16 protein-coding genes are annotated in these 17,329 nt (G+C 63.7%); 9 read left to right on the forward strand and 7 right to left on the reverse strand.

Annotation, left to right across the window (positions count from 1 at the left end; translation table 11 throughout):
• Window positions 1-48: 48 nt before the first annotated feature.
• From C0V78_RS01765 to C0V78_RS01775, 3 genes are read left to right on the forward strand one after another with little or no spacing between them, the layout of a single operon-like run.
• The gene (locus C0V78_RS01765; protein ID WP_101796158.1) at window positions 49-825 is read left to right on the forward strand and encodes an SDR family NAD(P)-dependent oxidoreductase; all 777 of its coding nucleotides are present in this window, start codon (window positions 49-51) and stop codon (window positions 823-825) included.
• 13 nt (window positions 826-838) lie between these two features.
• Window positions 839-1,213 (forward strand): EthD domain-containing protein, encoded by a 375-nt coding sequence (locus tag C0V78_RS01770; protein ID WP_158241448.1) that lies wholly within the window; start codon window positions 839-841, stop codon window positions 1,211-1,213.
• 17 nt (window positions 1,214-1,230) lie between these two features.
• Window positions 1,231-2,673 carry an NAD-dependent succinate-semialdehyde dehydrogenase gene (locus C0V78_RS01775; protein ID WP_101796160.1) on the forward strand — a complete coding sequence of 481 codons (1,443 nt, stop codon included), beginning with the start codon at window positions 1,231-1,233 and terminating at the stop codon, window positions 2,671-2,673.
• Between the two features lie 12 nt (window positions 2,674-2,685).
• Here C0V78_RS01775 and C0V78_RS01780 read toward each other — a convergent pair whose 3' ends face one another.
• Window positions 2,686-4,128 carry an efflux transporter outer membrane subunit gene (locus tag C0V78_RS01780; protein WP_101796161.1) on the reverse strand — a complete coding sequence of 481 codons (1,443 nt, stop codon included), beginning with the start codon at window positions 4,126-4,128 and terminating at the stop codon, window positions 2,686-2,688.
• Window positions 4,129-4,130: 2 nt separating this feature from the next.
• On the reverse strand, window positions 4,131-5,219 hold the full coding sequence (locus tag C0V78_RS01785) for an HlyD family secretion protein (protein WP_254049781.1): 1,089 nt from the start codon (window positions 5,217-5,219) through the stop codon (window positions 4,131-4,133).
• 84 nt (window positions 5,220-5,303) lie between these two features.
• Between C0V78_RS01785 and C0V78_RS01790 the strand changes: the two genes are divergently transcribed.
• Window positions 5,304-6,080 carry a tyrosine-protein phosphatase gene (locus C0V78_RS01790; RefSeq protein WP_101796162.1) on the forward strand — a complete coding sequence of 259 codons (777 nt, stop codon included), beginning with the start codon at window positions 5,304-5,306 and terminating at the stop codon, window positions 6,078-6,080.
• Here C0V78_RS01790 and C0V78_RS01795 read toward each other — a convergent pair.
• Entirely contained in the window at window positions 6,077-6,949 is an 873-nt protein-coding gene (locus C0V78_RS01795; RefSeq protein ID WP_101796163.1) for an alpha/beta fold hydrolase, read from the reverse strand. The two genes, C0V78_RS01790 and C0V78_RS01795, sit on opposite strands and share 4 nt — an antisense overlap.
• Before the next feature lie 125 nt (window positions 6,950-7,074).
• Between C0V78_RS01795 and trxB the strand changes: the two genes are divergently transcribed.
• Window positions 7,075-8,031, forward strand: coding sequence for a thioredoxin-disulfide reductase (gene trxB, locus C0V78_RS01800; protein ID WP_101796164.1), 957 nt, complete (start codon window positions 7,075-7,077; stop codon window positions 8,029-8,031).
• Here the strand turns inward: trxB and C0V78_RS01805 are convergent, their stop codons facing one another.
• The 4 genes from C0V78_RS01805 to C0V78_RS01820 are packed head-to-tail and all read right to left on the reverse strand — an operon-like array spanning window position 8,032 to window position 10,816.
• On the reverse strand, window positions 8,032-8,814 hold the full coding sequence (locus C0V78_RS01805) for a hydrolase 1, exosortase A system-associated (RefSeq protein ID WP_101796165.1): 783 nt from the start codon (window positions 8,812-8,814) through the stop codon (window positions 8,032-8,034).
• Window positions 8,811-9,488, reverse strand: coding sequence for a hypothetical protein (locus C0V78_RS01810; protein ID WP_101796166.1), 678 nt, complete (start codon window positions 9,486-9,488; stop codon window positions 8,811-8,813). Before C0V78_RS01810 ends, C0V78_RS01805 begins: the two co-directional genes overlap by 4 nt.
• Window positions 9,489-9,495: 7 nt before the next feature.
• Complete coding sequence (locus tag C0V78_RS01815) at window positions 9,496-9,759, reverse strand: acyl carrier protein (protein ID WP_101796167.1); 264 nt, start codon at window positions 9,757-9,759, stop codon at window positions 9,496-9,498.
• A gap of 43 nt (window positions 9,760-9,802) precedes the next feature.
• Window positions 9,803-10,816 carry a GNAT family N-acetyltransferase gene (locus C0V78_RS01820; RefSeq protein WP_101796168.1) on the reverse strand — a complete coding sequence of 338 codons (1,014 nt, stop codon included), beginning with the start codon at window positions 10,814-10,816 and terminating at the stop codon, window positions 9,803-9,805.
• Between the two features lie 31 nt (window positions 10,817-10,847).
• On the opposite strand from C0V78_RS01820, the gene C0V78_RS01825 reads away from it, so the two are divergent.
• From C0V78_RS01825 to C0V78_RS15080, 4 genes are all read left to right on the forward strand, one after another.
• Complete coding sequence (locus C0V78_RS01825; RefSeq protein WP_101796169.1) at window positions 10,848-12,383, forward strand: acyl-CoA ligase (AMP-forming), exosortase A system-associated; 1,536 nt, start codon at window positions 10,848-10,850, stop codon at window positions 12,381-12,383.
• Window positions 12,380-13,606, forward strand: coding sequence for a pyridoxal-dependent decarboxylase, exosortase A system-associated (locus C0V78_RS01830; RefSeq protein ID WP_101796170.1), 1,227 nt, complete (start codon window positions 12,380-12,382; stop codon window positions 13,604-13,606). The genes C0V78_RS01825 and C0V78_RS01830 overlap by 4 nt, the downstream gene beginning before the upstream one ends.
• 200 nt (window positions 13,607-13,806) lie before the next feature.
• Complete coding sequence (locus C0V78_RS15205; protein WP_101796171.1) at window positions 13,807-14,748, forward strand: asparagine synthase-related protein; 942 nt, start codon at window positions 13,807-13,809, stop codon at window positions 14,746-14,748.
• A 103-nt stretch (window positions 14,749-14,851) separates the two neighbouring features.
• Window positions 14,852-17,104: an EAL domain-containing protein gene (locus C0V78_RS15080; RefSeq protein ID WP_254049782.1), complete on the forward strand. Its 2,253-nt coding sequence runs from the start codon at window positions 14,852-14,854 to the stop codon at window positions 17,102-17,104.
• Window positions 17,105-17,329: the final 225 nt, after the last annotated feature.

Genomic DNA, 17,329 nt, shown 5'->3' on the forward strand with positions numbered 1-17,329 from the left:
GGGTGGCGGCTATCGCTGCACGAAATTGCAGGCGTGAAAGGACAGGCTGTGAAAGTTGCGATCATTACCGGCGCGGGCAGCGGCATCGGGCTCGAAACCGCGAAGATGCTGGCGGCTGCCGGGACGGCGGTTGTCGGCGTGGGCCGCGACACCGGCAAGCTCGCCAATCTCGAGGCGGCGATCGGCAACCCCGCAATGGTCGCGACGCTCTCGTGCGATGTCACGGCGGATGATGCGCCGGCCCGCATGGTCGGCCTTGCGCTCGAACGTTTCGGCCGGATCGACTACCTCGTCAACAACGCCGGCGTGGGCAGCCCCAAGCCGGTGCACGAAGCCACGGACGCCGATTATGATGCCATGATGGACATCATGCTGCGCGCGCCGTTCCGCCTGATCCGCGAAGCCCTGCCGCACATGGGCGAGGGCGCTTCGATTGTGAACGTCACTTCCACCTTCGCGCACATCGGCGGGCGCCGGGGCGGGGCCTATTCGGCGGCCAAGGGCGGTCTCAAGTCGCTGACCGAGCATATGGCCTGCGAATACGGGCCGCGCGGCATCCGCTCCAACTGCGTCGCTCCCGGCGTGACCATGACCGACATGGTCGCCCACCGGTTCGAGGACGAGGTATTCAAGCGCGCCAACGTGGAAACCACGCCCTATCCGCGCCTTGCCAATCCCGAAGACATCGCCAGCGTCATCGCCTTCCTCTGTTCGGATGGCAGCCTGATGATCAACGGCCAGTCGATCGTGGTCGATGGCGGCTGGACCAACACGAAGTATCTCAGCCCCCGCGCCACGACCACCAAATGGGTCGAGCAGGACTGAGGGGAGGCGCGCGATGGCTGGCGAAATCACCAAGATCATCATCGGGCTGAAACGCCGCCCGGGCATGTCGGTCGAGGAATTCCGCGACTATTACGAGAACGTGCATACCAAGGTTGCCGGCAAGTACAGCCAGCCGGGGATGTGCCATTACGCGCGCCGCTATCTCGATCCGATGCCGCATCTCGATACCAAGGAGATCCACGAACCCGAGTTCGATGTGATCACCGAACTGTGGTACGACGATCCCAAGGCGGCCGAGGGGCTGATCTGGATGGTCAGCAAGGGCAAGCTGCCCGCCGACGTGTTCGAGGATGAACTCAACCTCTTCGACCGCCCCCGGACCCGCTATTTCATGACGACCGAATGCGTCACCGACCTTGGTCGCTGACCGGAAACGAGGACCAGATGAGCTATCGCAATTTTCTTCGCCAGCAGTGCTACATCGACGGCCAGTGGATCGATGCCGACAGCGGCGGCACGGTTGATGTCACCGATCCCGGCAGCGGCGAAAAGCTCGGCACCGTTCCCAACATGGGCCAGGCGGAAACAGAACGGGCGATCGAAGCGGCAGAGGCCGCGCTTCCGGCATGGCGGGCCAAGACGGCGGGTGAACGCGCAAAGATCATGCGCCGCTTCTTTGACCTGATGATTGCCAACCAGGATGCACTGGGCGAACTGCTGAGCCGCGAGCAGGGCAAGCCGTTCAGCGAGGCCAAGGGCGAAATCGCCTATTCGGCCAGCTTCATCGAATGGTTCGCCGAAGAGGGCAAGCGCGCCTATGGCGAAGTCGTGCCCAGCCATGCGGCAGATCGCCGCATTGTGACGCTGAAGCAGGGCATCGGCGTTGTCGGCGCGATCACGCCGTGGAACTTCCCCTCTGCCATGATCGGCCGCAAGCTTGGTCCGGCGCTGGCAGCAGGCTGCACCATGGTGCTCAAGCCTGCTTCGGCAACGCCTTATTCGGCGCTGGCTCTTGCCGTGCTGGCGGAAGAGGCCGGGATTCCGGCTGGCGTGTTCAACGTCGTCACCGGATCTGCCCGCGCAATCGGCGGCGAACTCACCCGAAACCCCAAGGTCCGCAAGATCACTTTCACCGGCTCGACCGAAATCGGCATCGAGCTGATGCGCCAGAGCGCGGACACGATGAAGAAGCTGTCGATGGAACTGGGCGGCAACGCGCCGTTCATCGTGTTCGACGATGCCGACGTCGATGCAGCGGTCGAAGGCGCCATCATCTCAAAGTTCCGCAACTGCGGCCAGACCTGCGTCTGCACCAACCGCTTCTATGTGCAGGACGCGGTCTATGACGAATTCGTCACCAAGCTGGCGGCGCGCGCCGGGTCCATGCCGATCGGCTATGGCATGGATGAAGGCGTCGTCGTCGGCCCGCTGATCGACATGGCTGCGGTCGAAAAGGTTGAGGAACACCTCGAAGATGCGCTCGCCGGCGGAGCCAAGCTGCTGACCGGCGGCAAGCGCCACGCCCGCGGTGGTTCCTTCTTTGAGCCGACCGTGGTCGCCGATGTAAAGGCCGACATGAAGCTGGCGCGCGAAGAAACCTTCGGTCCGCTGGCCGGGGTGATCCGCTTCAAGGACGAGGCGGAAGCCATTGCCCTGGCGAATGACACCGAATTCGGCCTTGCCGCCTATTTCTATGCCCGCGACCTCGGCCGGGTGTGGCGCGTGGCGGAAGCCCTGGAATCGGGCATTGTCGGCATCAACACCGGCCTGATCTCCACCGAAGTGGCGCCGTTCGGCGGCGTCAAGATGTCGGGCCTTGGTCGCGAAGGATCGCGCCATGGCCTCGATGACTTCATGGAAATCAAGTACCTCTGCATGGGGATCTGATCCCCGCGCTGCTTACGGGGCCGGCTTTTCCGGCTCCGTCCAGCCGCCTGCGGTCGCAAGGTAAAGCCTCGCCACGTTGAGGAACTGGCGCGAGCGGGCATCGAGCATGGCCAGCCGTGCCTGCTGGGCTGCGCGGCTGGCATCCAGCACTTGCAGCACGCCGGAATTGCCAACCTGGAAGCTGCGCCGCGACAGGTGGAGCGAACGCTCGGCAATGTCGAGCGACTCGCCGCGCAGCGAAACCGTGCGGGTATCGTTCGCCAGGGCCGCAAGCAGGTCCGACGTTTGCGCAAAGGCTTCCAGGACGGTCTGGCGATAGCGCGCTGCTGCTGCCCGTGCCTCGGCCTCTGCCGCGCGCTTTTCGGCTTTCAGGGTGCCGCCGTGGAAGATCGGCGCGGTGAGCCCGCCGAGCATGCTGAAGCCGGTATTGGACGTATTGAAAATGTCCTCCGGCCTGGTGGTCGATTGCAGGAACGAGGCACCCAGCGTGACATTCGGGTAGAGCCTTGCCGTGGCCACGCCGATTCCCGCAACCGCGGAATGAAGCCGCGCTTCGCTGGCAAGGATATCGGGTCGCTTGTGCACCAGCTCTGAAGCCAGCGTTACCGGCACCTCTTTCGGCAGGTGCAGGCTGGCGAGCGTGAAATCGGTCGCGCCAAGGTCAGAGGGGGCGATGCCCAGCAGCGCGGCAAGCAGGTTGCGCGCTTCTGCGCGTTGCTGTTCGAGCTGGGGCAGGGCGCTCTGGTCGGCGGCAAGTTCGCCCTGCGCGCTGAGCACTTCCACCATGGTGCCTTCGCCGCCGCGGCGCTTGGCCTCGGTCAGCCGCACGTTGCGCCGGTCTTCCTCTACCAGCGCCTGCTGGGTGGCGATGCGATCGTTGAGCGCGGCGATGGTCAGCACTTGCAGCACGACCCGTCCGGCGATCGTCAGGTGCGCCGCTTCGGTTTCGCGCAGCTGGGTTTCCGCATCGGCCACGGCACGTTCCGTGGCGCGCTTCTGGCCGCCGAACAGGTCGAGGTCATAGCTGACGCCGCCGCCGAGCGAATAGAGCGTGAATTCCGGATTGCCGAATCCCGCGCCGCCCAGACCGAACGAGGAAAGGTTTATCTGCTGGTGGTTGACCTGGGCATGGGCATCGACCTGCGGCAGGCTGCGCCCCATCGCAGCCTTCACATATTCACGGCTGCGGTTGAGCGTTTCGCGGCTCGCCTCAAGGCTCTGGTTGCCCGCCAGCGCCTTTTCCACCAGCGCATCGAGTTCGCTGGAGCCGAAGGCCTGCCACCACCGCTGCTGCGGACCCTGTCCGGGCACGGCAACCGGCGCATCGCCGCTCTGCTGCTTGCCCGAATAATTGCCCGACGGGGTCTGCGGGCGGGCGAAATCCGGTCCGGCCGCCTTGCAGCCGGCGAGTGCCACCAACGGCAGCAGGGTGAACAGGAACCGCGCCTTGGCCATGATCAGCGGCCACCCTTGGCGGCAAGCGGGGCATTCGGGGGGGTGTCCTTGCCGAACAGCCGGCGCTGGTGGCCGGTGTCGACAGTCACTTCGACGCTGAGACCGGCGTGAAGCGGCAGGTCCTGCGGCAGCTTGTCGATCGAAACCTCGACCGGCAGGCGCTGCGTAACCTTCACCCAGTTGCCCGTGGCATTCTCTGCCGGCAGCACGGAGAAACTGCTACCCGTGCCGGGGCTGAAGCTGGTGACCTTGCCCGTCAGCTCGACATCGGGGAAGGCATCGATCTTCACCTTCACCGGCTGGCCAAGCCGCATGTAACGAAGCTGGTTTTCCTTGAAGTTCGCCTCAACCCAATAGCGCGTGCCGGTCAGCACGAAGAGCGGCTTTCCGGACGAAACGTAAGAGCCAACCTGCAGCTGGTTCACCTTGGTGACCACCCCGTCCTGCGGCGCGCGGACAACCGTGTTGCCCAAGGCAATTCGCGCAGTCTGGAGGCTGGCCGCGGCACGGCGGGCGGCAGGCTGGGCGGCAGGCGCACCGGCAGGGAGCTTTGCCGCAATGCTGGCGGCATGGGCGCGCGCGGCGGCAATCCCGTCAGTTGCGGTGCGAACGGCAAGCATCGCCTGATCGACCTGCGCCTGCGACGAGATGCCTTCCTTGTTGAGCGACTGCTGGCGCGCCGCTTCCGAGCGGGCAAAGCTGAGCTGCGCCTGCAGGCGGCTGACCTCGGACATGGCCTGCTGGTAATCGGCCTGGGTTGCCCCGGCATCGGCAATGGCTCCGGCCAGCTGCGCCTCGGCCGAGGCAACGCCGGCCTCGAAATCTGCCGGGTCGATGCGGAACAGGATATCGCCCGCCTTGACGAACTGGTTTTCCCTGACCTCCACCGAGATCACCTTGCCGCTGACATTGGCGGCGATCATCACCTTGCCGGCCTGCAACTGGGCATTGTCCGTTTCGACATAGCGGCCGCCGGAAAGATAGAACCACAGGCCGATCAGGGCTGCGATCGCCAGTCCGCCCAGCATGAGCGGCCGGCGCAGGCGCGAGCGGGGCAGTTCGGGTTCGGGTGCGGTTTCGCTATCGCTCACGGTACTCTCCGGCAGAGGCGCAAAGGCCTCGTTGACCGGGTGCCGATACTAAGCAATGCTATTATCAGCAAGAGGGTAAGAAGCATGCATAAGGAACGGGTCCTGCCGTTGCAGGGTGTCCACAATTTCCGCGACTACGGCGGCTATGCAACCAGTGGCGGGGGCAGGGTGAAGCGCGGCCTGCTCTGGCGTTCGGGCCAGCATTACGAGGCGAGCGACGAGGATATTGCCGCAATCGCCGGCCTTCGCCTCGCTCACGTTTTCGACCTGCGCAGCGACCGTGAACGTGCAAGCCACCCCTGCCGCCGGCCCGAGCCTTTCGCCGCCATCGTCCATACGATCCCTGATGGCTCGGCAAACCAGGCGCCGCACGTCTCCTCTGCCCGGCGCGATGCGGAATCGACCCGGGCGAGCATGCGCCGCTCCTATGAAGGCATCGCCTTCCGCCCGATTCTCGTTTCCATGGTGCGCAACATGGCCGAACAGCTTGCCCGGGGCGATGGAGCCAGCCTGGTGAACTGCATGGCCGGCAAGGATCGCACGGGCTTTGCCGTGGCGATGGTGCACCACGCGCTGGGCGTGCATCGTGACGACATCTTCGAGGATTACCTGCTCACCAACAGCGCCGGAAACGCGCTCGATCGGATAGAAGCCGGACAGCGGTCGATCCGCACGATCATCGGCGATATCGATCCCGAGGCCCTGCGCGTGCTGATGAGCGTTGAGCCGGAATACCTTGAAACCGCCTTTTCGGCAGTGCGAGAAAAGCATGGATCGATCGACGCATACCAGGCGGAAGTGCTGGGAATTGACGATGCCCTGCGCGAAAGGCTGCGCGCCGCCCTGGTTGACGAAGTCTAGGCGAGGAAGGCCTTCACGTCCGCCAGGAAGCGGTCAAGCTGGTCATGATGCAACCAGTGACCGGCCTTTTCGTATTCGATGACGCGAGCATCGCGGAATTGGGCGGCGCGGCCATCGCGTTCGGGGTTGGAAGCCCAGGAATCCGCCCCGTATAGCAGCAGCACCGGACAGGTGATCGCAGCCCATTGCTTTTCGATCTCCGCCTGGGGGACTTCGAAGGGCGGCCAGACATTCAGGTAATTGTCGAACTTCCAGCTCCAGGTGCCATCCTCGTTCCGGCTGGCGCCATGGATGGTCAGATGCCGGGCCTGCTCGTCGGTCAGGAAGGTATTCTCCTCCTTCATCCGGGCATAGGCCGCCTCGATCGTCGGGTAGCGTTTGGGCCTGCGCGCAGAGGCCGCGCGCTTGTTGGCGATCCATTCCCGCAGGCGGTCGCCCATGTCGCGCGCATCGCGCTCGGCTATGAGGTGCGGAGCCGGGCCCAGACCTTCGATGTTCACCAGCTTGCGGACCTTTTCGGGGTAGAGCCCGGTAAATCGGGTAACGATGTTGCCGCCCAGCGAATGGCCGATGATCGTCACTTCCTCGTGACCCAAGGTGTGGACGAACTGCGCGAAATCATAAATGAAAGCGTGCGAGGAATAGTCGCCGTCGGGTGACCATGCGCTGTCGCCATGGCCGCGAAGGTCTGCGGCGATCACGTGCCAGTCCCTGGCCAGTTCCGCCGCCACCCAGTCCCACGAACGGCAATGATCGCGCCCGCCGTGCTGCAGGATCAGCGGCGGCGCGTCCGGGTTGCCCCAGTCGACATAATGCAGCCGCAGGCGTTGCGACATGAAGCTGTTCGAGATCGGGCCGGTGATGTTCATCGCCCGAGAGTGGAGCCCCCGGGCGCCCCTCGTCAATCGCCTGTGTGGATTTGGCCGGGCGGGACTCGCATTTGCGGCGCGTGCCGCCTATCCCGCCGCCGCAAGCTTTCTGGAGGAATCGCCGCATGGCCACCCACACCACCCGCATGCTGATCATCGGATCCGGTCCTGCCGGCCTTTCCGCCGCGATTTACGGCGCGCGCGCAGGGCTCCAGCCGATCGTTGTGCAGGGTCTTCAGCCGGGCGGGCAGCTGACCATCACGACAGATGTGGAAAATTACCCGGGCTTCCGCGATGTTATCCAGGGGCCCTGGCTGATGCAGGAAATGCAGGCCCAGGCGGAACACGTTGGCACGCGGATGATGTGGGATACCATCGTCGATATCGATCTTTCCGGCCCTCCTTTCCGCGCCACGGGTGACAGCGGCGACATCTACGAAGGCGAAACGCTGGTCATCGCCACGGGCGCTCAGGCAAAGTGGCTGGGCGTCGAGGGTGAACAGGAACTCGGCGGCAAGGGCGTTTCGGCCTGCGCCACCTGTGACGGGTTCTTCTACCGTGGCAAGAAGGTGGTGGTCATCGGTGGCGGCAATACCGCGGTCGAGGAAGCGCTGTACCTGACCAACCATTCACCGGACGTGACCGTGATCCACCGCCGCGATTCGTTCCGCGCGGAAAAGATCCTGCAAGACCGCCTCTTCGCCAACGAAAAGGTATCGGTGGCCTGGAACAAGGCGGTGAAGCGCTTTGTCGGCGGGGCAGAGAACGGCGGTCTCAGCGGGGTCGAGGTGGTCGATACGGTTACCGGTGAAGTCTCGGTGATCCCGGCAGACGGTGCCTTCGTCGCCATCGGCCATGCCCCGGCGACCGAATTGTTCAAGGGCAAGCTGGAGCTCGATTCCAGCGGCTACATCCTCGTCCAGCCGGGCACGCCCAAGACGGCGATTCCCGGTGTCTTTGCCTGCGGCGACGTCATGGACCACACCTATCGCCAGGCCGTGACCGCTGCGGGCACCGGCTGCATGGCCGCGCTGGATGCCGAACGCTTCGTTGCCGAGCGCGAATTCGCCGCGAAGGCCTGATCAGGCGCGCAGGGCTTCCAGCAGGCGCGCTGCCAGCCAGTCCTGCGATTCGACATAGCTGTGCGTGCCGCCGGCGCAGCGGCGCAGGCGCGCATCGTTCCGGTCCCAGCCGGCCTCGAAAGCCTGCGCCGTACGGTCCCGCTCGGCGAGAAGGATGGTGACCGGCCCCTTGAAACGCTGCAAGCCTGCCGCAAGCTCCTGGGCCAGCGTTCCGGGAGGCGGAGCAGGCCGCAGGGCATCGCGGAGCGAGGCAAAAAGCTTGCCGAAAGCCACTCCGCCCTTGAACAGGCGCAGGATGGCGCGCGGGTCCTTGAGCCGCTGGGCATAGTGCGCGCGCACGGCCGCCGGAGGCGGCGGTGCAGGTTCCTCGCCTTCGGCCTCCGGCTCGATGGTCCAGGGATTGGAAAGCACCAGCCCGTCGAAGCCTGCGCCACCTGAAAGCATAAGGCCGCTCGCCCCGTCGCAATTGCCGAAGCCGATGACCCGGCGGACCTGCGGAGCTTCGGCCTTCAGCGCGGCGATGGCGGCGGCAATATCGTTGGCCGATCCTCGGAACCCCGCGTTTGCCCCCTCGCTGTCCCCAACTCCGCGTCGGTCGAAGCGGAACACGGGAAAGCCTGCAGCAGCAATGCGTGCCGCCATCAGGGCCTGTCCGTTCCATGCCCCGGCGCGAAGCTCGTTACCGCCGGTGACCATCAGCAGGGCGGTTTCGGCCGCTGCCTCGTCAAGCGTGCCGACCAGTGCGGCGCCTTCGCATTCGAATTGCAGGTGCCGCCGCGTCATGCCTTGATCCCCACGGCGATCACCACGGCAAGAGCATCGGCCTGGGCCGGGTCTTCATCCGGTTCGGCGCGCAGCCACAGGGCAGGGCCGCCCATCATGTCCTGCCCGATGATCGATTGCGCGGTTTCATCGGGCGGGGTGGCGGATTGCAGCTGGGCGATCATCCCGGCGGACAACGCATAACCGGCAAGCTCAAGCCCTTGGGCTATGCCACGTTCGATAAGGCCCGCCTGTGTTTCCTCGCGCCCCGCCTCGCGCAAGGCAAGGATGCGCATGCGCAGCATCTGCCGAAGGATCGTTGCGCCATTTACCGGGGCATAACGCCAGCCGGGCAGGGATTGCGGGGCAACAAGCGCTCCGCCGCGCACCGCAAGGACGTGCGAGGCGCGGAAATGGCGCGCCGCGGCTATCATCGCTCGGCTCCATGCCGCAAGATCCTGGGCGGGAAGGGGTTGCGTGCTCTCATTGCAGCCGGGCAGGTCGGGCAGGAAGCTGTCGATGCCTGCGCCGTCGAGCCGCCGCATGGTCTCGGCCAGCAGGCGGCGCAGCCGGTTCGCCTCGTCGAACAGCGGGGGCACGATCAGCAGGCGATGGGGGCGGCCCTGATCGAAGGACAGGGCATATTCACAGACTTCGCCTTCGCCCACCGCGGGGCAGGGCCAGTCAGCGATCATCGCGGCTTCAGGCAACCCGAAGCTTCGCCTCGGCAAATGCGAGGAGCGAGCCATAGGTTTCAAGCAGTTCGCCGTCGATCTCGTCATCGTCGATGATGAAGCCGAGCCGGTCTTCCATCTCGGTAAGCAGGCCCGCCACCGACATGGAATCGAGTTCGGGCAGGTGGCCGAACAGGCCGGTTTCGGCATCGAAAGCGGCTACGTGCTCTGCCTTCAGGCCAAGAACGTCTGCCAGGATCTGGCGCAGTTCACGATCGGTCGAATTGCTCATGTCGTCCCCGTTTCTGACGAGCAGCGTAGCTGTGGCGGCGCCTCTAGCCATGCTTTGCCCCCGGAGCAAGGCGGCGGAGCACCAGTTTTGCGATTGCCGGCCAATTGCCGGGATATTTCGCGCGAAACATCCGCAGGCGGAAGCGGGGGCGCACTTCTTCCATCCAGTCGCGCTTGTAGCCATCGTTGCCGGTGCCGAAGTCGACCAGTTGGACACCGTCACGGTCGATCACCCGCTCGAAAAGTGCGGCGCTCAGCGTCGTTCCGGGGGAAAGCGGTTTCGAAGCTTCGGTATGCGCCAGCTTGTGAATGAAGGCGGTTCCGCCCTCGACAGTCCAGAACTGGGCGGCAACCGGCGCGCCTTCGTGGCGGGCAAGGGCCATGCGGAGGCGGCCTGCCGCGCCTTCTTCCTCGGCAAAGCGGCGCAGGAAGGCGGGTGAGCCCTCGGACGGCTTCCAGCTTTGCGCGTAGACTGCCTCGTATGCCGTCCAGGCATCGGCATCGAAATGATCGAACAGTTCCACCGAAACCTTGCCCGCCTTGCGCTTGAGCGTCGTGCGCAATGGGCCGGGGCGGCCGGCAAGATAGTCCGCATAACTGCGCCCCTTGAGATGGAGCACGTGATTGACGTCACACTGTTCGCGGAAAACCGTCCAGCCGGCCTTTCGAAAACAGGCCTCAAGCAGGGATGCTTCGCCATTCTCGTCAGGCAAGGGCGCAAGCTCGATATGCGGAGCCTGCCCTGCAAGGTCGGCTGCCATTTCAGTAAGTAACACGGCGTTATTCGCGCCCGAACTGAACACTGGACGAACGCGGAACGAATACCAGTTGGCCAAGGGGCTGATCGACCGGCCGTGACGCAGCAGCGCCATGACGGCACGGTGGTTTCCGTCGCGGGCAACCGCGATCAGGGGGAACATGTTGCACGTCTCGACCAGGTTGCGCCACCAGGCCAGCCGATCGAACGGCGCAGCCGCGCTGCTTTCACCAAGCAGCGCGGCAAGCGCGGGATCGCCTTGCACTTCGTTAAGATCATCGTGATAGGTAACCACGATCACGCCTGTCGTTCCCCTGGAGCCTGAAATTTCCGTGACCGCCACTTCCGAAACTGCGATCCGGCCTCTTGACCATCTCGCGCTGCGGGGCAGCGACGAGGCACCCGCCTTGGTGCTCCGTGGCGAGACACTTAGCTTCAAGGACTTAAGATCGCGTATCTCTTTGCTCGCGGGCTGGCTGCAAAGCCGCATCCCGGAAAAGGGCGCGCGGGTGGCAAGCTGGGCGGCCAAGGGCGAGCTGACCTGCCTGATGCCCTTGGCGGCGGCGCGGGCAGGGCTGGTCCACGTGCCGATCAATCCGCTCCTGAAGCGGGCGCAAGTGGCGCATATCCTCGCGGATAGCGGCGCCCGCCTGCTGATTGGCTCACCTGCCCGGCTCCAGACGCTTGAGCCTGCCGATCTTGCCCAGGCTGCGCCGGCGGGCGAAGGAGAGGCGCTCGCAGAAGCCGCAGCACTCGGCTCTGCCCTCGGCGCTTCGACTGCCGATCCGGACGAGCTGGCGGCCATCCTATATACGTCCGGTTCGACCGGGCGGCCCAAGGGCGTCATGCTCAGCCATGCCAACATGTGGCTGGGGGCGGAAAGCGTCGCCGGCTATCTTGGCCTTGCGAGCGACGATGTGACGCTGGCGGTACTGCCGCTATCGTTCGATTACGGCCAGAATCAGCTGCTTTCGACCTGGTATGCCGGCGGCTCGGTCGTGCCGCTCGATTACCTGACGCCGCGCGATGTCATCAAGACCATTGACCGCCATGGTGTGACCACGCTCGCCGCGGTGCCGCCGCTCTGGGTGCAACTGGCAGAACTGGAATGGCCGAAGGAAACGGCCGCGAAACTGCGGCGACTGACCAATTCCGGCGGCGCGCTGACAGAGGATATGGTCCGGCGACTGCGCGCGCTTTTCCCCCAGGCCCGGCTGTTTGCCATGTACGGACTTACCGAGGCGTTTCGCTCCACTTTCCTTGACCCGGCGCTGATCGACAGCCATCCGACATCGATGGGCAAGGCCATCCCGCATGCCGAAATCCTGGTGATTGCCGATAACGGGCAAGTAGCTGCCGATGGGGAGGAAGGCGAACTCGTCCATTGCGGGCCACTGGTTGCCCAGGGCTATTGGCAGGATCCCGAACGCACGGCGGAACGCTACAAGCCGGCCCCTGCCGCCTCGCGCTATGGCGGTGTGGCGGTCTGGTCGGGGGACCGGGTTCGGCGCGATTCCGATGGTCTTCTCTATTTCGTTGGCAGGCGCGATGCGATGATCAAGTGTGCGGGCAACCGCATCAGCCCGCAGGAAATCGAAGAGGCTGCCGTGGCCACCGGACTGGTGGCCGAAGCCGTGGCGCTTGGCGTCAAGGACGAGCGGCTTGGGCAGGCGATCCATCTGATTGTCCGGCCGGCCCCCGGTGTTTCAGGTTTTAAAGAAGAGTTGCCGCGCAAACTTATGCAAGTGCTCCCCAATTTCATGCAGCCGCAAGTCATCCACTGGCGTGATGCCATGCCGATTTCGCCCAATGGCAAGATCGATCGCAGCGGCCTCGCAATGGAACTCGCGCAGGCGGTGGCGGCATGAAGCCGCTTGGTCCGATCCCCGCCGGTTTCACCTCGATCGATGGCGAACTGGCGATCGACGGCCACCTGGCCAGCGATCTTGTACGACGCGCCGGCGGCACGCCCCTGTTCGTCTATTCGCGCCGCATGCTGGCTGAACGAATGGCCCGGCTTCGCACTGCCATGCCGGAAGATTTGGGAATTCATTTTGCTGTAAAAGCAAATCCATTTGGCCCGGTTCTTGAAGCAATGTCTCATCTTGTCGACGGGTTCGACATTGCCTCTGCCGGTGAGCTGGCGATGGTTTTCAAGGCTGGCATCTCCCCCCAACTCGTCAGTTTTGCGGGGCCGGGCAAGCGCAATGACGAACTGGCCAAGGCGATCCACCATGGCGTCACGCTGAACGTCGAATCCGAAGGCGAGGCGGAGCGCGCGCTGGAAATTGCGGCGCGAGAGGGACGCACTGCGCGCCTTGCCATTCGCGTGAATCCCGATTTCGATCTCAAGGGATCGGGTATGAAGATGGGCGGCGGCGCAAAGCCTTTCGGCGTCGATGCCGAGCGTGTCCCCGCGCTTGCCCGTCACATCATCCGGTCGGGCGGGGAGTGGCACGGCCTGCACATCTTTGCCGGCAGCCAGGCGTTGAGCGCCGATGCCCTGATCGAAACGCAATCGCAGACGCTGGACCTTGCCGCACGGCTTGCCGGCGAAATCGGTGCGCCGCTGGTCCACTGCAACCTGGGCGGCGGTTTCGGCATTCCCTATTTCCCCGGCGACGAGCCGCTCGATATCGAGAAAGTCGGTGCTGCGCTCAAGGCGCGCTTTGCCGCGCTGCCGCCCATCCTTGCCGAGACGCGCTTCAACATCGAGCTTGGGCGCTATCTTGTTGGCGAGGCAGGGGTTTACCTGACGCAGATCGTCGATCGCAAGGTCAGCCACGGCGAAACCTTCCTCGTTACCGATGGTGGCCTGCATCACCAGCTGGCCGCATCGGGCAATTTCGGCACCGTGGTGCGGCGGAACTATCCGGTTGCCATAGCCTCGCGTTTCGATGCGCCGCCAGAGGAAGAGGCGAGCATTGTCGGCTGCCTTTGCACGCCGATGGACAAGCTGGCCGAAAAGGCGATGTTCCCGCACGCCGAAGTGGGCGATCTTGTCGCCATCTTCTGTGCCGGGGCCTATGGAGCCAGCGCCAGCCCGTCCCAGTTCCTGGGGCACGGGCCGGCCCACGAATTGCTCGTTTAGGGTTAAGGGGCGTACCGTCCCGTTTCGGGATTGCCCCTGAAAAACCCGCCTTAAATCCGGAATATCGGATCAAGGATAACGGTATGTTCACCCTTTTTGGCGATAGCCACTGCTGAACTGGCGGCATGCCATGTGCGCGAAGGGGACATTCCGTGTCGCCATCGCCACCCGGAAGCCGCCGTAACTGAGGGTGTGCTTCTATGCCGATGAACCGCTTTTCCGGGCTTCTTGCCGGTACTGCCGTGGCCAGCCTTGCGCTGACCGGCTGCGCGGGTTCGTCGAGTGGTCCGCAGCTTCCCCCGGCTTCATTCGTTGCCATGCAGGAAGGCCCGGGCGAGGAATATGTCATCGGCCCGCTCGATGAGCTGACCGTGTTCGTCTGGCGCAACCCGGAGCTTGGCGCGTCTGTCCAGGTCCGCCCGGATGGCCGCATCACCACCCCGCTGATCACCGACATGCCGGCCGTGGGCAAGACGCCCTCGATGCTGGCCGAGGATATCAAGCTGCAGCTTTCGCAGTACATCCAGGACCCGCTGGTGTCGGTTATCGTCAACAAGTTTGCCGGCACCTTCAGCCAGCAGGTGCGCGTGATCGGTGCGACCGAGAAGCCGGCCTCGTTGCCTTACCGCGCGGAACAGCCCTTGCTTGAGCTGATGCGCCATGCGCCCGCACGCTCGGGGCTGGACAAGGCACAATATGCAGACCTGGCCTTCGGGCTGCCGGGGGATATTCTCACCAAGGTTGATCGCGCGAGCATGGCCGTCAGCCTGGAAGCGCGCGAACCGCTGCTGGATCATCGCCTGATCGAGTTCTCTGCGCGCCTGCCGGAACACCTGCGCATCCGGGGGGCACAGGGCAAATGGCTGATGAAGCAGGCCATGACCCGATACTTGCCCGACGACATCCTTTTCCGCCCCAAGCAGGGGTTCGTCACCCCGATTGCCGACTGGTTCCGCGGCCCGCTTGCCGGCGAGGCGAGGGGCATCGGCAAGGGCGCCGCACTTGGCCGGACCGGCTGGTTCGCGCCTGAGCGCATCGCCTCGATTGCCGAGGCTCATATTTCGGGCCGAAGCGATCATTCGCGCCTGCTGTGGCAGTTGCTGATGCTCGACAAGTCATTGGAACGACTGGGTCTTGCTTAATTCCAACCTAGCGGTGCCCGGATTCCCCGCGAGGCAATGGTAAGCAGATTTTAAACCATTTTTCCTACACCTCTGTGGGTAACGGTCCCCCAGTGGATAGGAAATGCGGGCGTTTTTCAAAAAACCCCTTGTCATTGCGACACTTATTGCCTGCCTCTGCGGGCTGTTGAGGCTCGGCCAGCCGATTGACCACGTCTATTGGAACGTGCGGTTCAGCCTGGCTCAGAAGCCGACTTCACAGTCTGTCATCCTCGTTGATGTCTCAAAAGGAAATAGCGGTCGCCCGTTGGACGATGCTTCGATGGCACGGCTTCTTCAGGTCCTTGCTGATCAGGCGCCCAAACGCATCTATTTCGATCAACCAACGGATTTCCCAGCTGAATCGGCTGTAGCGAGCAAGATCCGGTCAATGGCTTCCGCTGTTACCGTCATTGCACGAACGCCAAGCTTCGATGACTTTACCGAACAGTCGGTCCGCCTGCCTTCCAAGCATCTCATCGGCGATGCCAAGGTGGCCTATTCGGGCTGGTTTGTGAATTTCATGAATTTCGCGCAGGCGGCGCGGCTTGAAATCCAGGCCAACGGCTCGTCGATCCCAGCGTTTGCCAGCGAACTGGCAGGTCACAATCGTGGAGGCGGCGGAGTCTTCATCCCCGACTTCCGGGTCGATCCGGACACGGTACCCTCTGTGGATGCCGGATTGCTGCTTGATGGGCGTATTGCACCCGGCCAGATGACCGGCCGCTCAGTTATCGTGACCGGCGGCGAGCGCGTCGGCGCGATGCAAACCGGATATTTCGGCCATAGCGGGGTCAATCCGGTATTCATTGATATTGCCGGTGCTGAGGCGATTTCATCGGGCCCGTCTTTGAACGTAGGGCAGTATCCGGCCCTGCTGTTTTTCGTCTTGGCCGCTCTCCTCATTGCCCGCGTCAAGCGGAAGAGCACGCGGCGGGTCGGATATGTCGGCTTGGCAGGCGTACTACTGCTCCTACCGGCGATGGGACAATCCTTCGGGATTTACGTTACACCGTCGACCTCGCTGATCGCGGTATTTGTGTTTGGCTCCATCAAGCTCTGGATGAAATGGCGCCGTACCGTCCTGCAGACGAGCGCATCGGGCTTGCCGAACTTCGTGGCCTTGGGCGATATCCAGGTGCCGCCCGATCATGATCTCGTGGTTGCGGTTATCGGCCGCTACGAAGAATTCCTGGCCACGATCCCGGCTCACCTCCACGCCGAATGCGCCAACCAGGTTGCCCGGCGTTTTGCCGTGGGTAGCGGTGCCGAGCTGATCTACCACGGCGAGAGCGGACATTTCGCCTGGCTTGAACGTTCCTGGCCAATCGATCAGCAAGCCGAGCATTTCGAGGGCATGCGCGCGCTGTTTTCAGCCCCGCTGCTGGTCGGCGGGCACATGTTCGATACGAACGTGCACTTCGGTCTCGATCGCAATTACCAGCTCGATACCATCACCCGTCTCAATTCCGCCTTGGCAAGCGCGAACGAGGCCTTGAAGGCGGGCAGGACCATCGAGCAATTCGAGGCTTCTCGCCTTGCCGATGCGCCCTGGGAGCTTTCGCTCCTTGCTCGTATCGATGAAGGGATGAAGAACGGCGATATCTGGCTCGCCTACCAGCCGCAGTGGGACTACCGCAAATCCTGCGTCAGCGGCGCCGAGGCGCTGGTGCGCTGGAACGATCCGACGCGAGGACCGATCCGCCCCGATGCCTTCATCGTCCAGGCAGAAAAGGCGGGCCGCATCGACGCGCTGACCTATTGGGTGTTCGAGCAGGCGATTACCGCTGCCCAGGCCATGCAGGACATCCTCCCCGAATTCCAGATGAGCATCAACCTGTCAGCCCAACTGGTAGACAAGCCGTCGCTGCTTTCGGCGGTCTCCGAGATTGTCCGGCGGCGCGGGATCGACTGCCGGCACTTTACCATCGAGGTCACGGAAACCGCCTCCGTCTACAATCGCCCGGCCGCAGTCCAGAACCTGCAGCAGTTGCGGGCCATGGGCTTCCGTCTGGCGATCGACGACTTCGGCACGGGCGAATCGAGCCTGCTCTATCTTGCCGAATTGCCCAGCGACGAACTGAAGATCGACCAGCACTTCGTCTCGCGCATCATCACGGGAGAGCGCGAGCGGCAGATCGTCAACAGCACGATCCGCCTGGCCCACGCCCTGAAACAGAGCATCGTTGCCGAAGGCATCGAAGATCGTGCCACTTTCGATCTTTTGGCGCGCATGGGTTGCGACACCGGGCAGGGCTATTTCATCGGCCGACCGGAAGGCTTCGAACAGTTCCGCCAGTCCTGCCTCAACATGCAATTGCGCGAGGCCGTAAGTTAAACTCTTGTTAACCAACCCAGTTAATGTTAGCCAACGGATGTCCAAACACATTGGAGACTCGCAATGGAACTCGGTTGGTCGATTTGGAAGTGGCTCTTCTGATTAGCTAAGCTTCTGTTCTGATTAGGTTTTTATAGAACCAAATCGGATGGGGTCCGCAGAATTTTGGCTTGGCGAATCACTTGCGAGTGAGCCGTTAAGTTTTTCGAGCGATTACGCGACTGT

The sequence above is a fragment of the Novosphingobium sp. TH158 genome (assembly GCF_002855555.1).
Taxonomy (GTDB): Bacteria; Pseudomonadota; Alphaproteobacteria; order Sphingomonadales; family Sphingomonadaceae; genus Novosphingobium.

Coding starts and splice junctions, on each gene's coding strand:
- C0V78_RS01770 (WP_158241448.1), top strand. CDS start 839: ATGGCTGGCGAAATCACCAAGATCATCATCGGGCTGAAACGCCGCCCG.
- C0V78_RS15205 (WP_101796171.1), top strand. CDS start 13,807: ATGCCGATGAACCGCTTTTCCGGGCTTCTTGCCGGTACTGCCGTGGCC.
- C0V78_RS01805 (WP_101796165.1), bottom strand. CDS start 8,814: ATGACGCGGCGGCACCTGCAATTCGAATGCGAAGGCGCCGCACTGGTC.
- C0V78_RS01775 (WP_101796160.1), top strand. CDS start 1,231: ATGAGCTATCGCAATTTTCTTCGCCAGCAGTGCTACATCGACGGCCAG.
- C0V78_RS01790 (WP_101796162.1), top strand. CDS start 5,304: ATGCATAAGGAACGGGTCCTGCCGTTGCAGGGTGTCCACAATTTCCGC.
- trxB (WP_101796164.1), top strand. CDS start 7,075: ATGGCCACCCACACCACCCGCATGCTGATCATCGGATCCGGTCCTGCC.
- C0V78_RS01830 (WP_101796170.1), top strand. CDS start 12,380: ATGAAGCCGCTTGGTCCGATCCCCGCCGGTTTCACCTCGATCGATGGC.
- C0V78_RS01815 (WP_101796167.1), bottom strand. CDS start 9,759: ATGAGCAATTCGACCGATCGTGAACTGCGCCAGATCCTGGCAGACGTT.
- C0V78_RS15080 (WP_254049782.1), top strand. CDS start 14,852: ATGCGGGCGTTTTTCAAAAAACCCCTTGTCATTGCGACACTTATTGCC.
- C0V78_RS01795 (WP_101796163.1), bottom strand. CDS start 6,949: ATGAACATCACCGGCCCGATCTCGAACAGCTTCATGTCGCAACGCCTG.
- C0V78_RS01810 (WP_101796166.1), bottom strand. CDS start 9,488: ATGATCGCTGACTGGCCCTGCCCCGCGGTGGGCGAAGGCGAAGTCTGT.
- C0V78_RS01780 (WP_101796161.1), bottom strand. CDS start 4,128: ATGGCCAAGGCGCGGTTCCTGTTCACCCTGCTGCCGTTGGTGGCACTC.